This window comes from Pedobacter sp. FW305-3-2-15-E-R2A2, from assembly GCF_038446955.1.
Taxonomy (GTDB): Bacteria; Bacteroidota; Bacteroidia; order Sphingobacteriales; family Sphingobacteriaceae; genus Pedobacter.
On sequence record NZ_CP151803.1, the window covers coordinates 4137134 to 4154949 of the forward strand.

General features: G+C 40.7%; 15 protein-coding genes. 3 read left to right on the forward strand and 12 right to left on the reverse strand.

What is annotated here, in order from left to right:
- Nucleotides 1–8: 8 nt before the first annotated feature.
- The 9 genes from AAFF35_RS16520 to AAFF35_RS16560 form a co-directional block, all read right to left on the reverse strand.
- The gene (locus tag AAFF35_RS16520) at nucleotides 9–1712 is read right to left on the reverse strand and encodes a trypsin-like peptidase domain-containing protein (protein WP_342327630.1); all 1704 of its coding nucleotides are present in this window, start codon (nucleotides 1710–1712) and stop codon (nucleotides 9–11) included.
- Between the two features lie 89 nt (nucleotides 1713–1801).
- A complete protein-coding gene (locus AAFF35_RS16525) occupies nucleotides 1802–2941 on the reverse strand; it encodes a TlpA disulfide reductase family protein (RefSeq protein WP_342327631.1) in 1140 nt (379 codons plus the stop codon).
- Between the two features lie 23 nt (nucleotides 2942–2964).
- The gene (locus tag AAFF35_RS16530) at nucleotides 2965–4386 is read right to left on the reverse strand and encodes a PKD-like family lipoprotein (RefSeq protein ID WP_342327632.1); all 1422 of its coding nucleotides are present in this window, start codon (nucleotides 4384–4386) and stop codon (nucleotides 2965–2967) included.
- 22 nt (nucleotides 4387–4408) lie between these two features.
- Nucleotides 4409–5251 (reverse strand): DUF4843 domain-containing protein, encoded by an 843-nt coding sequence (locus tag AAFF35_RS16535; protein ID WP_342327633.1) that lies wholly within the window; start codon nucleotides 5249–5251, stop codon nucleotides 4409–4411.
- Between the two features lie 17 nt (nucleotides 5252–5268).
- Nucleotides 5269–6777 carry a RagB/SusD family nutrient uptake outer membrane protein gene (locus tag AAFF35_RS16540; RefSeq protein ID WP_342327634.1) on the reverse strand — a complete coding sequence of 503 codons (1509 nt, stop codon included), beginning with the start codon at nucleotides 6775–6777 and terminating at the stop codon, nucleotides 5269–5271.
- Between the two features lie 11 nt (nucleotides 6778–6788).
- Nucleotides 6789–10172: a SusC/RagA family TonB-linked outer membrane protein gene (locus AAFF35_RS16545; protein ID WP_342327635.1), complete on the reverse strand. Its 3384-nt coding sequence runs from the start codon at nucleotides 10170–10172 to the stop codon at nucleotides 6789–6791.
- Between the two features lie 272 nt (nucleotides 10173–10444).
- Complete coding sequence (locus AAFF35_RS16550; RefSeq protein ID WP_342327636.1) at nucleotides 10445–11611, reverse strand: FecR family protein; 1167 nt, start codon at nucleotides 11609–11611, stop codon at nucleotides 10445–10447.
- Between the two features lie 99 nt (nucleotides 11612–11710).
- The gene (locus AAFF35_RS16555) at nucleotides 11711–12292 is read right to left on the reverse strand and encodes a sigma-70 family RNA polymerase sigma factor (protein WP_342327637.1); all 582 of its coding nucleotides are present in this window, start codon (nucleotides 12290–12292) and stop codon (nucleotides 11711–11713) included.
- A gap of 118 nt (nucleotides 12293–12410) precedes the next feature.
- Complete coding sequence (locus AAFF35_RS16560; protein WP_342327638.1) at nucleotides 12411–12785, reverse strand: hypothetical protein; 375 nt, start codon at nucleotides 12783–12785, stop codon at nucleotides 12411–12413.
- A 161-nt stretch (nucleotides 12786–12946) separates the two neighbouring features.
- Here AAFF35_RS16560 and AAFF35_RS16565 point away from each other — a divergent pair, with 161 nt between their 5' ends.
- Nucleotides 12947–13150 (forward strand): hypothetical protein, encoded by a 204-nt coding sequence (locus AAFF35_RS16565; protein ID WP_342327639.1) that lies wholly within the window; start codon nucleotides 12947–12949, stop codon nucleotides 13148–13150.
- 60 nt (nucleotides 13151–13210) lie between these two features.
- Here the strand turns inward: AAFF35_RS16565 and AAFF35_RS16570 are convergent, their stop codons facing one another.
- Nucleotides 13211–13840, reverse strand: a complete 630-nt coding sequence (locus tag AAFF35_RS16570; RefSeq protein WP_342327640.1) for a methyltransferase domain-containing protein — start codon at nucleotides 13838–13840, stop codon at nucleotides 13211–13213.
- 190 nt (nucleotides 13841–14030) lie between these two features.
- Here AAFF35_RS16570 and AAFF35_RS16575 point away from each other — a divergent pair, with 190 nt between their 5' ends.
- Nucleotides 14031–15023 (forward strand): AraC family transcriptional regulator, encoded by a 993-nt coding sequence (locus AAFF35_RS16575; protein WP_342327641.1) that lies wholly within the window; start codon nucleotides 14031–14033, stop codon nucleotides 15021–15023.
- Between the two features lie 49 nt (nucleotides 15024–15072).
- Here AAFF35_RS16575 and AAFF35_RS16580 read toward each other — a convergent pair whose 3' ends face one another.
- Nucleotides 15073–15591 (reverse strand): STM3941 family protein, encoded by a 519-nt coding sequence (locus tag AAFF35_RS16580; RefSeq protein ID WP_342327642.1) that lies wholly within the window; start codon nucleotides 15589–15591, stop codon nucleotides 15073–15075.
- A gap of 480 nt (nucleotides 15592–16071) precedes the next feature.
- Here AAFF35_RS16580 and AAFF35_RS16585 point away from each other — a divergent pair, with 480 nt between their 5' ends.
- Entirely contained in the window at nucleotides 16072–16671 is a 600-nt protein-coding gene (locus AAFF35_RS16585) for a hypothetical protein (protein WP_342327643.1), read from the forward strand.
- 116 nt (nucleotides 16672–16787) lie between these two features.
- Here the strand turns inward: AAFF35_RS16585 and AAFF35_RS16590 are convergent, their stop codons facing one another.
- The gene (locus AAFF35_RS16590) at nucleotides 16788–17723 is read right to left on the reverse strand and encodes a peptidoglycan-binding protein (RefSeq protein WP_342327644.1); all 936 of its coding nucleotides are present in this window, start codon (nucleotides 17721–17723) and stop codon (nucleotides 16788–16790) included.
- Nucleotides 17724–17816: the final 93 nt, after the last annotated feature.

Below are 17816 nucleotides of genomic sequence, written 5' to 3' on the forward strand. Positions count from 1 at the left end.
TCATATGGTCACATCACGCTACTTTGATACTTCTCCATCAAGCGCAGTATCACATTTGCAGGAATAACAAATGTGGCGGCCCTGCTGAAACGTGCGATATTAATGCCATAGAAACGATGATTAATGTCAAAAACAGGACCGCCACATTCATCAGGTTTGATTTTAGCATCATGACTAAATACCTGGCTAAACCCATCACGTCTGATGCTTTTACCTCCCGGAAATTGTTCTGCAGGATGATCTGACAAAGGAGCCTGATAAACGCCCAAGGTCAGTTGTTTTGAAGACAGATTATCCAAACGCTTTATGCCAAAAGTAAGCTGATCATATGGCCAGAACTTCATCAACTCAGCGCCGTAATCTTCAGGCTTATTTATCGCTACAGCATTGACACTTAAAATCCGGTCACCTACCGCTATGCCACTTACACCTGCCGGAGAACCGGGTTGCACCGCGGTAATCACAATATTGTTCTCTTTGAACGTAGCCATAGCACCCAAATATCCAATGCTAAATCTCTTTAGAGATTTAAAATACATACTTCCGACAGTACTGATCTGACCATCGGAGACTGATTGTGGAGAAATCAGGAATTTACCAAAATCCTGAAATGATAAGCTATCCCTGTTAAACTGTTTTAATGGTATTCCTCCCTTAATTGTGCTTAGCGGCTGCAATAAAACAAGGTCATTTTCTGAGTCCCGGAAAATCACTTTAAGGACAATAGATTTGTTTCCGGCCAATACAACCAGATGGTCACCAATCAGCGAACTTTTACTGATCACAAAACTGCTATTGGTACCTGCAGACCTTACAGACATGGAGAATAAAGTTCCATTGATCTGTTGTGTTTTACCATTTATCACGCTGCTGACCCGTAAACAACTCTGCTTTAACGGAGTAGGTAAACGAGCAAAGCCAGGCTGTTGATCTTTGAGGAGGGCAAAACCATTCATCATCCTTGACCGATATGGATCAGTACCCACAGCATCTTCAATTGAAGGGAGTAAACCATAGGTTCTAGGGATATTTAAAGCGGTCCAGTACTTCCTGTAGAGATCGATTGGAATTTCATAATTTTCATCTTCCAGGATTCCAATTGCGCTATGTAAAGCGATAACCCGTCCTAAATGATCAAATAGTGGACCTCCGGAATCTCCGGGTTCCATAATGCAGGTGGATTGTATAAAGCCAAACTCATTTTTCTTATTCGTAATCCGGCCAAACCTGATGGTTGGCAAGGGTTGATTTAAGGTCTCCGGATAAGCGATACTTAAACAAGGCTCGCCTACCTTTAATGATGATGACCAGCCCATTTCCGCATAAGGCCAAATGTCCGCTCCGGTCATTTTCATGACAGCAACATCAGGGAAGCGCTTATTTTCGGTAAACTCGATTTCACCCAGGCCTATTGCAATATGGGATTTCCCATTGGGAAAACTGACCAGATAAGTATTACCGGGCTCATTCACATGTGCAGCTGTTAAAATATGGCCTTGGGCGCTCACAACAACCCCACTAAACTGCGCACTTGTCTGAACCTTTTTTAAAGTATCAAAACCCCAGATCCTTACACTGGCAACATAAGCCTTTTCTATCGCTTTGCCTAGCGTTTGTTCTAATTTTCGGGAATGAATATTTTGACCATAAGATTGGCCACATAAAAGAAAAAAGAATACAGCGGCTTTAAAACTATTTTTAAGAATGGTCATTAGCGTTTAAAAAAATACTTGCCCGGCAATCGGATTAAACGATGATTAAATGATTGTCCGGGCAAGTATGCAATAGCAGAATAGAATACCTATTTCATTAACTCAGCCAGTTTTTTATTGAGCACTTCACCCATTAAGTGACTGCCAATGATCTTACCGTCCGGCGCGATCAAAAAATTAGCAGGCACACCTGATATGCCATAGACCTTTCTTGCGTCGCTTTCCCAACCTTTTAAGTCAGAGACCTGAGGCCAGGTTAAGCCATCTTTTTTAATCGCCTCGATCCATTTAGCCTTATCATGATCTACAGAAACACCAAGGATCTCAAATCCCTTATCTTTATAGGCAGCATATTGTTTCAACAAATTAGGACTCTCCGCGCGACAAGGAGAACACCAACTGGCCCAAAACTCCACCAATACATACTTTCCCTTAAAATCTGATAGCGACACAGATTTGCCATTTACATCCTTTTGTGTAAAATCAGGGGCTTTTGAACCCAGCGCAGTGATGGTAGTGGCATTCAGAATTTTATAAAGACCCTGACCAGTATAAGACAACCTCAGCGGCTCAGTGAGACCATTAAATAGAGGCAATGCGATGTCTGACTTTACACCATATCCACTTACAGATTCAGATAAAGCCTGCAACGCAAAATAAGAACCTGGATTATTTTTCGCGAACAGCAACATCTTTTGTCCGCGGGAAACCCTTAGTGCCTTCACTTTTTTATCAAGAACATTAAAATAAGCAGTGTCTTTTTGCTGCTCAGGTGTAGCCTTTTTCAGCAGCACATTGGCATTATGATGCACCGTCATCACTGTTGGCCCCACTTCCTTTTCGAAGGCTTTCATCTCCTCATATACTTTTGATCCCGTCCATTTTGCATTATATAAAGAGTCCGGAGAACTGATATGTATGTTTTCCTTACCGAAGTTCATATAAATTACATCTCCGATGCCGCTGGCATAAATTTCCTTATCTCTGATCCCTTCACGCGAAAGTGTCATTCTGGAAGAAGCGATTCCTTTTATATTCCCTGTAAATTTAAATGTCCCGTTTACAAAGGTGGCAGAGTCCGATTTCCCCTCTCCTTCTGAGCTGTAATCAAGATAGACCTTTGCAGGTGCATTAAGGTTGCCAATTTTGCCGGTAATGGTAAAATTAGGTGTCTGTGCTGCTGCCACAAAGGGTGCTAATGCAGCAATTATCAATAGTTTTATTTTCATTGTGTTCTATGTGTTTATCGTTTTTATCTGATGACTAAATCAACCGGTTCACCGGGAATGCCACTGATCGTGTTGGTGATGTTCCCATTTTTACCCACGGTTACATCAAGTGTGTATACAAATCCATTTACGCCTGCTGAAAGGGTATTTCCATCTGCACTTATTTTTAACATCGTCACCTTTTTACCGCTAAAGCTGGTTTCAAGCTCCGTCAGACTTTCATTTACCGGATTATACCTCCATATTTTATCATTTGAGGAGAAATAGAATACATTCAGGTTGTTACGTACCCATTTTGAGTCTGCATTCACCGATGAGGAGCCCTTAAAGAGACGTTTATGCTCAGGAATAATTTCCTTATCCGTGCCGGTGAGTTTGTAGCTGAACTTCAGTTCATAGGTATTCCCCTCGGCCTCCTTAAAGTAAGCGTAAGAAGTGCCCGACTCGCCTGCTTTCATGAAAATCAGGTTTTGCAAGCCAATGGATTTAGGGTTGAATATACTGGTCTCCTTTACGAGATAAGTGGTCCCGAGGTAGCTCCCATCTCCACCAAAAATGACAAATGCTTTTGCTTTCTTATCGAAACCAAAATAAAATGAGCTCCCATGCGTAAAAAAGCTGGACAATTGATAATCGCCATTCTGTTCATTCGCAAACTTCCCATAATCTGGTGCAAATGGTGCTGTGCTTGTGATACCGATGTATAATTTATTGTTGATGACCCCATTTGAGATCGTCCCCATCACCGGCTCTATATATCCGGGGGAAACCATAGCAGGAGGCAAAAAGAACTGCGATTTGAAGTTATCTTTGTGCAGCAAAGTATTTGCGTCGACTATGGTACTTCCCTTAACCTCATCATTACATAATACCCAGTATTCTTCCTTGCTCAGCAATTGAAAAGGCAAAGGTTTTGAATAGTACAACTGCACCGGATTCCCAGCCAGAGATAGGTTGTTAAGGTTTTGATAGATATTTGGCAATACCGTATTGTCTGGCTTTACGAACGACAATTTTGTAACGCCGCCATCACTGCTCAATACCACCGAACCTGTAGAAAATTGGGTGGTGCCGGTTACCTTAAACTTGAACTTATAAATAAGGCCATTTCTTTTATCGGTAACCACCAATGTACCCGCTCTTTCGCCCGGACCTAGTCCATAAAGCATTTTTAAGGGATAACCGGTATAAACGATTTCCTTAAGTTCCTCCAACACAAATATCCGCCATTCAAAATTGAGGTCTTTCATCGGGTCTGCGTCTTCCAGACTAATTTTCGGTTTGATCACCAGTGTATCGCCGGTAAGTGCCGGAAAATTAACATTGGCAACCCCTTCTACCACAGGCACTGAAGGAGGGGAATAGGAATAGTTCCCCAGGTCCTTTTTACAGGAGGTATAAAATAGGACTGTGATGGCCAGTATAAATATATATTTAAAATTCATGATCTTTTTGTTAATACGTGAACTACATGATGATCTGCTTACCAGCCTCATTGATAAAGAAATACCCGTTTACCTGAGGAAAGAACTTTACATAAAATTTGATTTCCGGTGATGTCGTGTGGTAGAAATCATAATCCTCCGTTCCATCCTGACGTTTGGTAAGGACATATCCCGCCTGTGGATTTCTGCTGACCCAGGTAAAGGGATCCTTCACAAACAACCTCACATTTTCCAGATAGTACAAGGTTCTCGGGATCTCCAGGTAAGCAGTGGGTAATGTTGGGTTGACCAGGTCTTTTCCACCGGAAATGAGGAACAATTGATGGGTTACCCTGCTGTATTGTCCAAGTTGTCCTTGCCAGAACATCCACCAGGAAGGCATTTCCAGTCTATTGGAATAAATGATTTTTTTGGTCCGCAGCTTAGCTGGCAAATTCGGTTTAAAATCAGTACTTCCGCTCAGCATAAAGGTTAAGGCTACAGACTTACTGCTTAATTCCTGGTCGATATTCTTAATGATCACCGGAACTTTTATTTTTCCGGAATCTGCAGGCATGATGTAAAAAGGTTGAAGCGGTTCGTAATGCTTCTCCTTTTCTGCGGTCGTCGACGTATCTACAACCGTCAGAACAAACTGCCTGTCGCGGTTCAGTCGTTTACCGGAAACCACCACCGGCACCCAAACGGTATCTTTTGCCAATCCCGGACGGGTAGAAAAGGAATAAGTAACTGCTGCAGTGTCAAAAACACCGTCCTTATCGTAATAATTTAAGTAAATATTATCGCCGGATTCATAAGTCGATATGTCGCTTTTTTTACAGGCAAATAGCAATGAGCCAAGTATAAAAACGTAAAATATGTTCATTTTCATCATCTCTGTATTTAGTTTCTGTAAGCTTGTTCGTCAACCGGAATTGGGGATACAAAAATGCCGTTGGAGGCAGGATAGATCAATCCATTGGCATTAATGACGTCCCTGTTTAACCTTTTATGCATAAAGAAAATCTGGCTTTCCCCGTAGAGCTCTTTTCTTGCCTCTCCAACGAGCTTAGTCATAAATTCGGTTTTGCTGATGTTTTTTGGTAATGGCGTACCAATGCCGCGGTGTTTGCGTACGGTGTCTACCAAAGCAGTGGCATTGTTCGGATCACTGTCAAAACTGGCTTCCGCAGCAATGTAATAGACTTCTGAGAGCCGCAGGCCAGGCGTTACTGTGGGATGAAGATTTTTTAAAGGACTCGAATTTGTCGTGTACTTCTGTAAAAAAGCTTTTCCGGCATTATTGGATGAGGGTACATCGCGGAACCATTGTGCCCTTCTCCAGTCATCTGCACCAACTGTTCCTTTTTCATAGATCAGGTCCTTCTGTGTAATCGAAGGCACATACATGGCATCATTTTTTGTAAACAAGGCGGAGAAATGATCTACCTGATTGTTGTCTTGTGAAACATACCAGGCCGTAATCAGCTCCGGATAAAAGATTTTATCCCGCTGTTCAGGATTGGTATTGTTAAAATCTGCACTCTCCGTCCAGGGGAATTTTTTAGCATCGATCACCTCCCTCGCATTTTGCAAACTATTGGGCAGGTCGTTCTTATACAGATAAACCCTGGCCAGCTGACCGCAGACGGTAAAATAATTCATGCGGTGCCTTCTGTTCTGAAGAAACAGCGAGGAACTACTCGTCTCCGTTGATTTTTTTGCTGTCGGTGTTTCATCCGGATAAACTTTTCCCGGATAACCAATGATGTATCCCGGACTCAAAATAGGATCGGAAGTTCGCAGCAGTACTTTAGCTGCAGAAAGATCGGCAATCACTTTATCCAATACCTCAGTTACCGTAGAGAAAGGAGTGCTTTTTATAGAAACTGTGGTTACATAAGGGATTGCCGAAACGCCGGGATTGTTTTTATAGGATGGTGCGTACATCCTTAACAAGTCAAAGTGCAGGTAAGCACGGAGCGTCAGCGCTTCACCTTTGATCAGCTCAAAGTTTTTATCCTGAAAAATGGATTTCTTCTGATCTATCGCTTCAAGTATGGCGTTGCAATTACTGATGGCCTTATAGAAATTGATCCAGATCTGATCATATTTGCTGATCAGCGTCTGATCGGTATATTTAAATGAAGCAATCTTCTGCAGGTTAAGATCGGTAAGCGTATAATTTTGCGCCATAATGTCCAGATTAGACACGGTCAGGTTACCTCCATATAAATCGCGGGTGGCACAATAGGTATACACCCCATTCAATGCTTCTTTGAAACCTTCTTCTGTGGTAAATAATTGTTCCTTGGTTACATCAGATTCTGGCTGTACATCGAGAAATTTCTTGCATGAAGCACAAATCAGCAAGCAGATCGTCACTATATAAATTAATTTTAATGAATTCATGTCGGTAGTTTTTAGAAGGTGGCCTGTAAAGAAAATGTAATGCTTCTGGCGAAGGGTGAATCGATACCCCGCTCTATTTCTACAGTCGATGCCCTGAAAATATCATTCATGGTAAGCGCTGTTCTTAAGCTCTGGAATCCTGCTTTGCGTACAAAATCCTTTTTAAAATCATACGACAGGTAAACCGACTGCAGCTCTATCAAGTTCTCTTTTTGAATAAACCTTGAACTCGCTCTGGTTAAAGAAAGATCTTGTATATTCTTGTATAAAGCAGGATCTCCCGGCTTAAGCCATCTTTGCGACAATGCCCTCCGGTCTACATTAAACCGGGGATCAGCATTTTCAATTCGGTCTACCAGGGTCTGGTTATAAATCTGTCCGCCCATGCGGTAGTAAAAGCTAAAACTGACCATGAAATTCTTATAGCTGATGTTACTGCCAAGATTACCCGCTACCTTAGGTGTGGTATTCCCTACCGGCTGAGTGTCTTTAATGTCATAGTCGTAGGTTAAAGTTCCATCTCTTTTTACATAGATCTCTTTGCCATTTTCCGGGTCAATTCCTAAAGATTTTACGGCATAGATCGTATTCAGCGACTGGCCTTCGTTATACCGCAGCAAAGGCATGGAGATTAAGCCGTTTGCAGCATTCTCATTGTAGGCAGGGTCATTCTGAAGATCGTCGATCTTACTGTTCAGCACTTTTAAGGAATTGGACAGTTTTACCAAGGTATTGGTATTGTGGGCCAGGTTACCGGTAATGTTCACGTTCCAACCCGAAGTATTAATCGCATTGGCGGTAAGGTAGATCTCGTATCCTTTATTGGCCATATCGCCCAGGTTTTCTTTATACGTAGTGAAACCTGTAGACGGCGCAAGGCTGATGTCCGTAATCAGACCTTTGGTAAGTTTGTAATAATAGCGTGGGGAAAGGACTACTCGATCTTTAAACAAGCCGATGTCCAGTCCTGCATCATAGGTTTTGGTTTTCTGCCACTGCAAATTACTGTTGCCATAGCCAAGCTGAGCTGCTCCGATACCGGTAGAATACCAGTTCTGCGAATAGTAGCCGTACATGGATCTGGACATGTATGGTTCAAATCCTACGGAACCAAGCGTTCCTGTACTCGCCTTTAACCTCAGCTGACTAATTACTGCGGATCCCTTAAGGAATTCTTCATTATGAATGTTCCATCCGGTTCCTACCGCCCAGAAAGGTGCAAAACGCTTATTTGATCCAAACGCTGAAGACCCCTCCATCCTGAAAGATCCATCGAACAGGTATTTGTTTTTATAGGAATAGTTACCGGAAAAGAAGGCTCCCGCCGTTCTGCTGATGAGCACATTGCCACCAGGTCCGGAATTTTCTTTATAGATCCTGGCAAAACCGATATTCGTAAACCGGTCGTTAGAAAATCCCTGAGCTTCCACAGATTTAAAATCAGACTTGGCAGAAAGGACATTCGCCCCAAGTACCAAATTGAAGAAATTGTCTGCAACCTGTTTGTTGTAATTGATGGTCAAATTTCCGTCAACGGCAGTTCTGTTTGTCGTAGTGTACCGGTAAGTTCCTCTGTTATTCAGCTTATCTGTCGCATAATCGTAAAATTCATTGCTGGAAGGGGAACGAAATAAATCAGATTTTGAATTGGTTTGATTTAAACTGATCAATCCTTTAATCCGCAGACTGGGCGACAGTTTATAATCAGCAGAAAAGGCATCGATGATTTCCAGATAGGATTCCTTATCGAAATTGTTTAACCCGGCCTCAAACAAGGGGTTAAATACATAGACATTTTTATATTGATTGTCCTGGTTTCTGAAGGTATTTACCCGCCAGTTTGCCAGTTCCTGAATGATCCGGCCGGTGCTGTCGGCTTTAGGAAAATAAGGGTTCATCAGCGCATAGGTAGAAAAACTGCCATAGGGCGAATTCACGGCATTGGTTTGGTTGATGGAAAGGTCATTTCTCAGGATCAGTCTGGGAGAAGGATTATAGGTGAAATTCATCCCCCCGCTAAACCGATCTCTTGTAGCCCCTTTCATGACCCCTGGCTGGGTCTGGTACCTCATGTCAATGCCATAACGGAAATTCTGGTCCCCGCCCTGGGCATTCAGCGCGTGTTTCTGTGCGTAACTATTGCGAAGCGGCTGCGACAACCAATAGGTATCTACCCCACTGGCGACGTTTCTTAACCTGGAAAACAACTGTGCATCCAATACATCCTGTGGAGTATCGCCGCTTGATCCGCCTGTTCTGTACATCCCGGCAAGCTGCTCATACGCAATTTTATCTTTGGCATTGAGCACCTGATAACCGGAAAGATCCGCTCCTGAAAAAGTAAGTTCATAGTTGTATCCCAATTGCAGTTTTCCCGCTACAGGGGCTTTGGTGGTGATCACCATCACGCCATTGGCCGCTCTCGATCCGTAAACAGCCGTTGCGGCAGCATCCTTAAGTAAGGTAATGGAGGCAACGCGGTTCACATCAAGGTCCATTACTTTTTGCAGGGAAACTTCAAATCCATCCAATATAAAGGCCGGCAGGTTAAAAGAACTGGACAAATTGTTCCGGTCCAATACATCATCCCTGTTAGCCGGTATGCCAGGTAATGCGGTAGCCCCCCTCACATTGATTCTTGGCAGGGCATTTGGATCTGATCCGGCCAGGTTATTGTCCAACAATCTGAAGGATGGATCAAATGTCTGAATGGCTTTCAGCACGTTTTGCGGATTGGTTCTTTGCAGGTCTTCGCCCTTAATCACGATGGCATTCCCGGTATAACTCTCTTTTTTGATCGTTTGGTAACCGGTAACAATGACATCACTCATCTGGTTTACCTGATCTTCCATGCTCACGGTTAGAAACTTGGCATCGCCCACTTTTACTTCCTTTTCCTTATATCCGATATAAGTAAACACGAGGATATCGCCCGGTTGTGCATCAATTTTGAACTCCCCTTTGCTATTGGTCTGAGACCTGATATTCTTATTCCCCTTGACGGTAATATTTACACCAGGAATTCCAAGCTGGTTTTGGGGGTCAATCACTTTTCCTGTAATGTCGATCCGGTTGCTGGCAGTTTCGGTCGTATTGCCAACCACCTCATTTCGAACAACAATGGTCTTATCGACGATGTTAAAGGTTAAATTCTGATCAGTAAGACATGCTTTAAGCGCCTCTTCCAGGGGGACATTTTTCAATTCAACATTTAGTATCTGCCTGTTCAGGTTCACCTTCCCACTGTAGAAAAACAGATAGCCGGTTTGTTTTTTTATATCCTTGAAAACGGTTTCAAGTGTGGTGTTTTTTCTGGAAACAGTAACGTTTTGTGAATAGCTGGCGGCATATATATGCATCGTCCCGATCAGTAATAAAATAGCAGTTAATTTCATCACTAATAGTAATTTGTACTTTACCCGCCGCATAAAAAATACGGGGTTGTAAAGAAAAGTTAATTTCATACTTTTGGAATAGAATTAAGTTAATAAATGGCAGCCCGGTCTCAATATCTGGCTGCTGACTTTTTTTGTAACCGGAAGTGGTGAGATACTTCCGGTTTTTTAGTCAAATCTCTTGTGGTTCCTGATTTATTGTAGCTTTTTTATCATCTGTGTTTGGTTTGGTTGGTTAAAGATTTAGGTTCATTATTTTATTGATTCTGGAACTATTGCGGAGGAGTTCGTTGGTCATACGATACTTTGATGGTTTTCCCTGCAACCTCAAATTTTACATTATTGAGTTCCAATATTTTAATCACTTCTGAAAGTTTACTGTTTCTGGAGATCTCTCCGAAATATTTTTCTTCACTGATCGGGCCCACATATATGACATTGACATCGTACCATCTCGCAACCTGCCGCATGACAGATTTAAGGTCATCCCCTTCAAAAGAGAAAATGCCATTGATCCAGGAAGTTTCTTTATTGATATTGACCAGGTGTTTGGCAATAGAATTTTCATCCACCTTATCCAGCACGGCCTGTTCTCCCGGTTCAATTAAAACTGATTTTTTAGCAGTAAATACTTTTACCGCACCTTCCAGCAATGTTGTTTTTATGATTTTTTCATCTCCATAGGCATTGACATTGAAATGGGTGCCTAATACCTCTACAGTCTGCAAGCCGGAAATCACCCTGAACCGCTTGTTTTTATCTTTAGCCACTTCAAAATAGGCCTCCCCATTTAATTCAACCCTACGGTCTGCCGCTTTAAAAGAGGTCGGGAAGGTCATGGACGAAGCCGAGTTCAGCATCACTTTAGTCCCATCTGAAAGTATGATGGTATATTGCCCGCCATTAGGTGTAGAAATGGTATTGTGTGTATTTTCGCTTAATTCATCACCTTCCCTGGAAACAACGGTATAAATCAGTTCCCCATCCTTAGATTTACTGACGCTAATGCCCGATTGATTAGAAATTTCGCCTTTGGCGGCATCATTTAACGCAATTTTCTTTCCATTAGCCAGTGTAAGAATAGCATTATTACCCCCGGGACTAATGGCAGCATCCATTTGAGTGATAGGATCACTCTTTTGCTGGTCAGAAAAGAAATAAATGGAAACGGAAACCAACAACAATACTGCTGCTGCGTATTTGAGCCATCCATAGTTTAGCTTCTTTACCTTTGGCCCGGCAATTTGCTGGTCTATCTTTGCCTTGATGTCCTCTTTTAATTCAGAAAACAAGGGTTCGTTTTCTGAATTAATCAGGTCTTCATTGACCTCAAACATATCATAATAAGTTTCCAGGAACTTCGTTTCCTCCAAACTGCTCTTATGCTGCCTGTATTTTGCAAGAATATCTCTAAAATAATTTTTGTAAGCGCTTTTCATTATCCGTGTTATACCTATATGAGTCACAAAACCCAAAATAGCCCACGCGAAAATGAAATTTATTTTTATTTCAGACTACAACAACAAAAAACACAGTTTTTATCGCGTCTGACAATATAAAACAAGGGTATAAAACAGCATTAGTGAAGTTCTAAGCGTATTTAATGCCTTACCTAATTGATTTCTTACTGTTTTTGGTGAAATTTGTAGTCTATTCGCAATTTCCTGACTACTTAAGTCTTCTTCAAAGCGCATTTTAAAGATAATACGTTGTTGTGCAGGAAGACTATCTATGAGCTGATGAAAGGCTTGAAGAAACTCCTTATGTAAAATTTTTGCATCGGCATCACCCTGGGTACCTTCTAATTCACCTACTGTATCAGGAAGCGCTGCATATCTTCCTTCTTTCTCCAAATGTTTGAACACCCCATTTCTGGCAGCCACATTTAAATAAGCCGGAAGATTTTCAATTGGAGTCCTTGTGCCCCTGATCCAAAGCTGGACAAATACATCCTGAGCAATATCCTGAGACCGTTCCATATCATTCAACCTTTTAAAGGCCGTATTAAAAACAAGCCTCCAGTACCTGTTATACAAAATATCAAAAGCAGGCTTGCTCCCTTCACTCAGTTGGAGCAAAAGCTCATCGTCCCCGGAACTATTTAAACTGTCAGCGTACATCTTCCCCTTTAACAACCAAATCTATAAATATTTATAATATTACCTATAGTTGGCTGCTATAAACACCAAATAGCTTATAGCCATAACAAGAGATGAATCGACCTTTTCAGTATAAATTTTAACTTCCATCAAATACATATTCATAAGTCTTGTAATTTCTATAGATCATGATTCTTTTTAAGTTTTTATTCTTATTCAGAATGGAATTTTTAATATGCTCAGCAATAGTAAAGATGGAGTCTTGTTCAAGACTTTTATTTGCGGGTAAATCAATGGACAAGCATAGTCGAAAGGTATAATTATGATAAAATCTTTCTATTTTGCTATTGTATTTTTTCTCCAATTCTTTAAAATATACTTGTTCCTGTGATGATAATTCTGGTTGCTTAATTTGTTGCCCAGGTTGCATTAGCCAATAAAACGGATTAAAAATAAATGCCAATGCGATGCTAAATAAGATGCCGGCTATAATTATTTTGGTTGATCTTTTCATGTAACTCTTGTCTTTGGCAAAATGGGTTCTACAGAAACACTCAGTGGGTATCAATCCATTCTTTCATTACAACCCAAAGTGATTAAAAACAAATGGTTAAATATATCTCTCACTTATGAGATTTATATGTATATTAGTATAACTAATCAAAAAACCCTATTATGAAAAATTTAAAAACACTTACGAGAAATCAAATGAAAAACCTAACTGGAGGTGGAGAAACTTCAAGACTTGCAGGCGGTTGTACTTACAAATGTTGCTTAAATTCAAATCCCCAAAATTGCAGTGCATCTGTAACATTTACAGTAGAAGAATCTGGGTCAGCTAGTTGCGTTTCAGGCGCGCATCTTGTTGAAGTAGTTTAAAATTCAAAGTACAGCTGGTAAAATATCAGCTGTACTTTTTTTTCGATGTATTAATGCACTTCATCTCTTCCCAACTACATTAATAAAAGGCCTGATCATTCCTTTCCCATCCTGACCAGTTACTTCTTCGGTCATTTGTCTGACTTCAATATTTACGAAACCTGCTTTCTTGAAAAACGTTTTGACCTCATTAATATCATAAAAATTAAAATCGGCCTGTGTCCAGGGCAGCTCTGCTCCATTTTTCTTGTCTATAAATGACAAACTAAGTTTTTCTCCGATCCGTAGCACACGATATATTTCCTTTAAATGAGACACGGGATCCTTCCAGAAATAAATGGTATTTACGGTAAAGCAACCATCAAAGAAATTATTTCCAAAATCCAACTTACCATCTTCTTTTGCATGGCTAAATTGGGCTGTCCCCCCATTTATTTTTAATGCTGGGGCTGATGAAGCCGCCACTACCAACGTTTCAGAAATATGATTGCCGTAATAACTAATTCCTGTAGCTTTTTTAAAAAGAAACGGAAGATATTCCCTGCTTTTAAAGCCGATTTCCAAAACCAAAGCATGGTCGGCTAATTCCAGCTGATCCAGGGTTTTGGAAATCATCGTACGACTAAAAGGCGAAACGTCAGTCGTATTTTTCTTGCCTGCTTCTTTAATAAAATCTATCTGCTCTTCCATATTTTGCTTTCTAAATCTCTTTCCAAATAAATTCTATAAATAGTCTCGATTTCTTGTGAGCCTATTCGGCGCGCAAATTCAGAAATAGCGATTACAGGGATTTACACAAAAGGGATTTTCTTTTACAGGAAATTGTAATTTTTGAAAATCGGAATCATAAAAGGTCTTTTTTATGATTATCATTGCCATTATGTCAATTAATGTTGGTAAAGATTATGGGGCCTGGAAAAAAGTAGGTGGGAATTTCGAACCCTTTTCTAATCAGGGACAATTCATTAAAGAAAGCAGAGACCGGTACAATTTTTCTTTTAGCGATGCGGAATTCCTGCAGATCACCACTCCGGATCTTTATATCGTATATGGGGACATTTCATTCAAACAGCGTCAAATCTATTTCAGTCCCAACAATGATAAACGGGATATGATTAAGTTGCGTTTCACCCTATCTGGTAATGGAACCATATATAACGAGGTGAACAAGCAACGCTATATCTTTAATTCCAACCAGCAAAACATCATTTATATGCCTGAACTGGATGGTACAGGTGAATATGATACGAACAGTAATTACCGTTTCTTTGAAGTCCAATTTGCTAAAGAAAAGTTTTTGCAACTCGCCGAAAACTCGAACAGGCCACTTCAGGTTTTAGCTGACCATATGGATGCAGGACGTTATTCGCAAATGGCTGAACAAAACCTGCCGATCTCCTGGGCCATGCAAAACTGTATGCATGATATCCTCAATTGTAGGTATACAGAAGGATTAAAACTACTGCTGATCGAGTCGAAATGCACAGAATTACTGGTGCTTCAGGCCGGGGCTTTTGAAAGGGCTGCCACTAAAAATGAAAACTTACCCTTGCAATCCGCTTATGATAAAGATTGTATTTATTATGCCCGGGATTACCTGATTCAGAACATCCAGGAGCCCCCTTCTATTGCGCAGCTTGCAAAGGTATGCGGCATTAATGAATTTAAATTGAAGAAAGGGTTTAAGGAATTGTTTAATAAAAGCATATTCGGTTATTTAAGTGACCACAAGCTAAACTACGCCAGGCAACTCCTGCTGGAGGGTACGCCGATAAAGTCTGTGGCATTTCAATCGGGTTATTCCTCCGTTCCACATTTTAGCAATGCATTTAAGAAGAAGTTTGCCGTTTCGCCAGGGAAGCTGAACGTATAATACTAAATCTGACAGTTACAATCCTTGTTTCAAGCTACCTGGAAGTATTTTATTGATATTTATCCAAATTTTCGGTCAGTATTTTCATCAGCTCATCGTGATTGATCTGCATAAATTGTGCGGAAAGGCTAAAGGGCGATCCGTAATTATTTACATTAAACCTCATCAGCTGCTTCCGCATTTTATTTTGCTCCTTTTCAATCCAATTTCCTGAAAGGTGTAAATCAATAATTACCAGTTTTGTGCGGTGAATTTTAATTTCTGAGAATCCCTGGATATCATCCCATGCGATCTGCACTGATGAAGATTTATTCGGGTTGAGGTGTAATCCTTTTTCATCAACGATAAGCATCAAATGATTTTTGATCAACTGTCTGATGGAAACATAGATGCCCAATCCGAAAAACAGAATTGAGGCAATTCCTACGCCTTTTATAAAGGCTGGACTTTGTACGCGGTATGCGCTGTCATTTCCCACTTTCATCACCATCAAAATCCCCATAATTACAAAAAACGTTGCCCCGATTAACAGTAGAAAAGACTTTTTCTTGCTCGAATATATTTCCATGTTTAACTCCTCATAAAGACATTAAAAATACACCTAAATAAGAATAAAGCAAATAGCAATACCCCCCTCATTTACCACCAACAACGATGTTAAAATAAATAGTTAAATATATAAACAATAAAGATACATTATACATATATTCGACATAGATCAATTTGAAGATATGATATAAACAACAAATTTTAATTATTTAACCCAACTAGCCTCGCAACTGACAAACTGGTAATTTATCATGTGAGAGTAAGTATGGCGCCAAATCCCTACATTCGTAGTCCAAAAGCCTCTTAGGTGGGGCTGGTGCTTGCTTATATTTTTGTATGATAACCGTTTCGAAAGAAATGGCAAAGCTGATGCTTCAATTCATTTTGAAGCTGAGGTGGGCTTACCAGTGCCTTCGGTTGCAAATATAGAAAGCAAGTGAACCAGCCCCTTCTACGGGCTTTAACTCCAATTCCGTAAGGCTTGTTTAATTTATTAAACATGAGCAGTAAAGACAACCTCTGTTACAACCAATTAACCAAAGAACAAATTTCCAACCCTCATCTATTCCTGGAATATTTCTGCAGGTGCGCCATGGATATTGAAACCTTCAGAACCGAAATCCTCAACCTCATCCGCTCCGCATGCTCTTCCAAAAAACATGGAAATCCGGAAGATTATTATTACAACTACAGACGCCTGCTTCAATGCTTAGAAGTTGCACATATATTCTTTAGAAGAGGTAAGAAATTCTCTATTGCAGCGAACCTTACCGTCTGTACTCCCTGTACCATAGATCTTTCTAAGTACTACCATACCCTTATCAATTCCCATTTCAGGAACCTCTCCCATGAGGAAATCAGAAATACCAATTGTTTCTTTAAAGACTTCTTCGGTTCGAGATCACTCAACGGCTGGCGCTTAATGTTCAGTCGGATTGTGGAATATGCTTACCGTACTCAAACCATTGATGAAGTATTGGAAGATGGAGCTGAGATGGTCATCATCAAAGAATATATCGAAAAACTGATTGAAGTGATGTATCTGATTGACAATACCCAATCCGTTATTTATCTCCAAAGCACCGCATCAATAAATTAATGGTAAATAGTGGAGCTCTACGAAGAAAAAGTAGCGCTCCTGGAACGACTCGTAAAAGCGAACAGGAAAAAGTTGAGATATTAAAAGGCTGGTTAGAGTAATAAGAAATGTGCTCCTTACATTTTGCTAATTCCCAATGCTTTTAGCGTTTCTGGTCCCGCTATGCCATCTACCTTTAAGTTCTGGCTTTGTTGAAAATTTTTCAGGCTTTTAAATGTTTCCGCCCCAAATACCCCATCAACAGTGACAGGAAAAGCAACGTTCTTCTTATTGAGCGCGTTTTGCAATGCAATCACCACCGAACCTACGTCTCCTTTTTTGATAAATGAGCCCGTAGTTATTTTGCTGCTATTCACCTTATGACTGGCAAGTTCTTCATCCAGCAGACTCATTAAAGAGCTGGTTACTTCTCCATCGCTCTCCAATCCTTTATCCTGTTGAAACTGCTTAACTACCTTATCCGTCTCCTTTCCGAAGTCGCCATCCACCACTAAGACATAACCCAGGTCATATAATTTTTTCTGTAAAGCCGTAACTGAAGCACCAATATCACCCTTTTTCAATACCCCATTAACGGGGGTCAGTACAGTATCTATTACCCCTGGGTTGACAAAAGCTTTTACAGTAGATTTTTTACGTTCTCTACGCATCACCTGTCCCCCATCACTATTGTTGCCCACCGCCGTATTTCCTTCCCAGGCAAAGAAGGAGACACCTTCATTGATCCAGGCTATGAATATACCTGTATGATCGCATGTTCCATCTCCATTCCAGTCATAAAGCACAATATCTCCAGGCTGTGGACTTGAAGTCAGCATGTTCTTCTTTTTCCAGAAATTATAACCGGAAGCACAACTCTGATATCCTTTAAGCGTATCGATTTTTCCCAATGGATGACCAGCTTCATTATAAACCCAGCTCACAAAAATTGCGCACCATTTTACTCCGTTAAGACCATACCAGGCGCCATATTTTGTTTTGTTAGAGCCTGCAGGAGACTCTTTAATACCATTCTGTGATTCAGCGGTTTCGAGGATTTTTTGACGAGACATATTTAGAGCGTTTTATGGTTAAACCCTGTTAAAGAATACCTAAAGTTCAAAATTAGATCCTACCTAAACAATCCCCCAAAAGAGTGAAAAAAC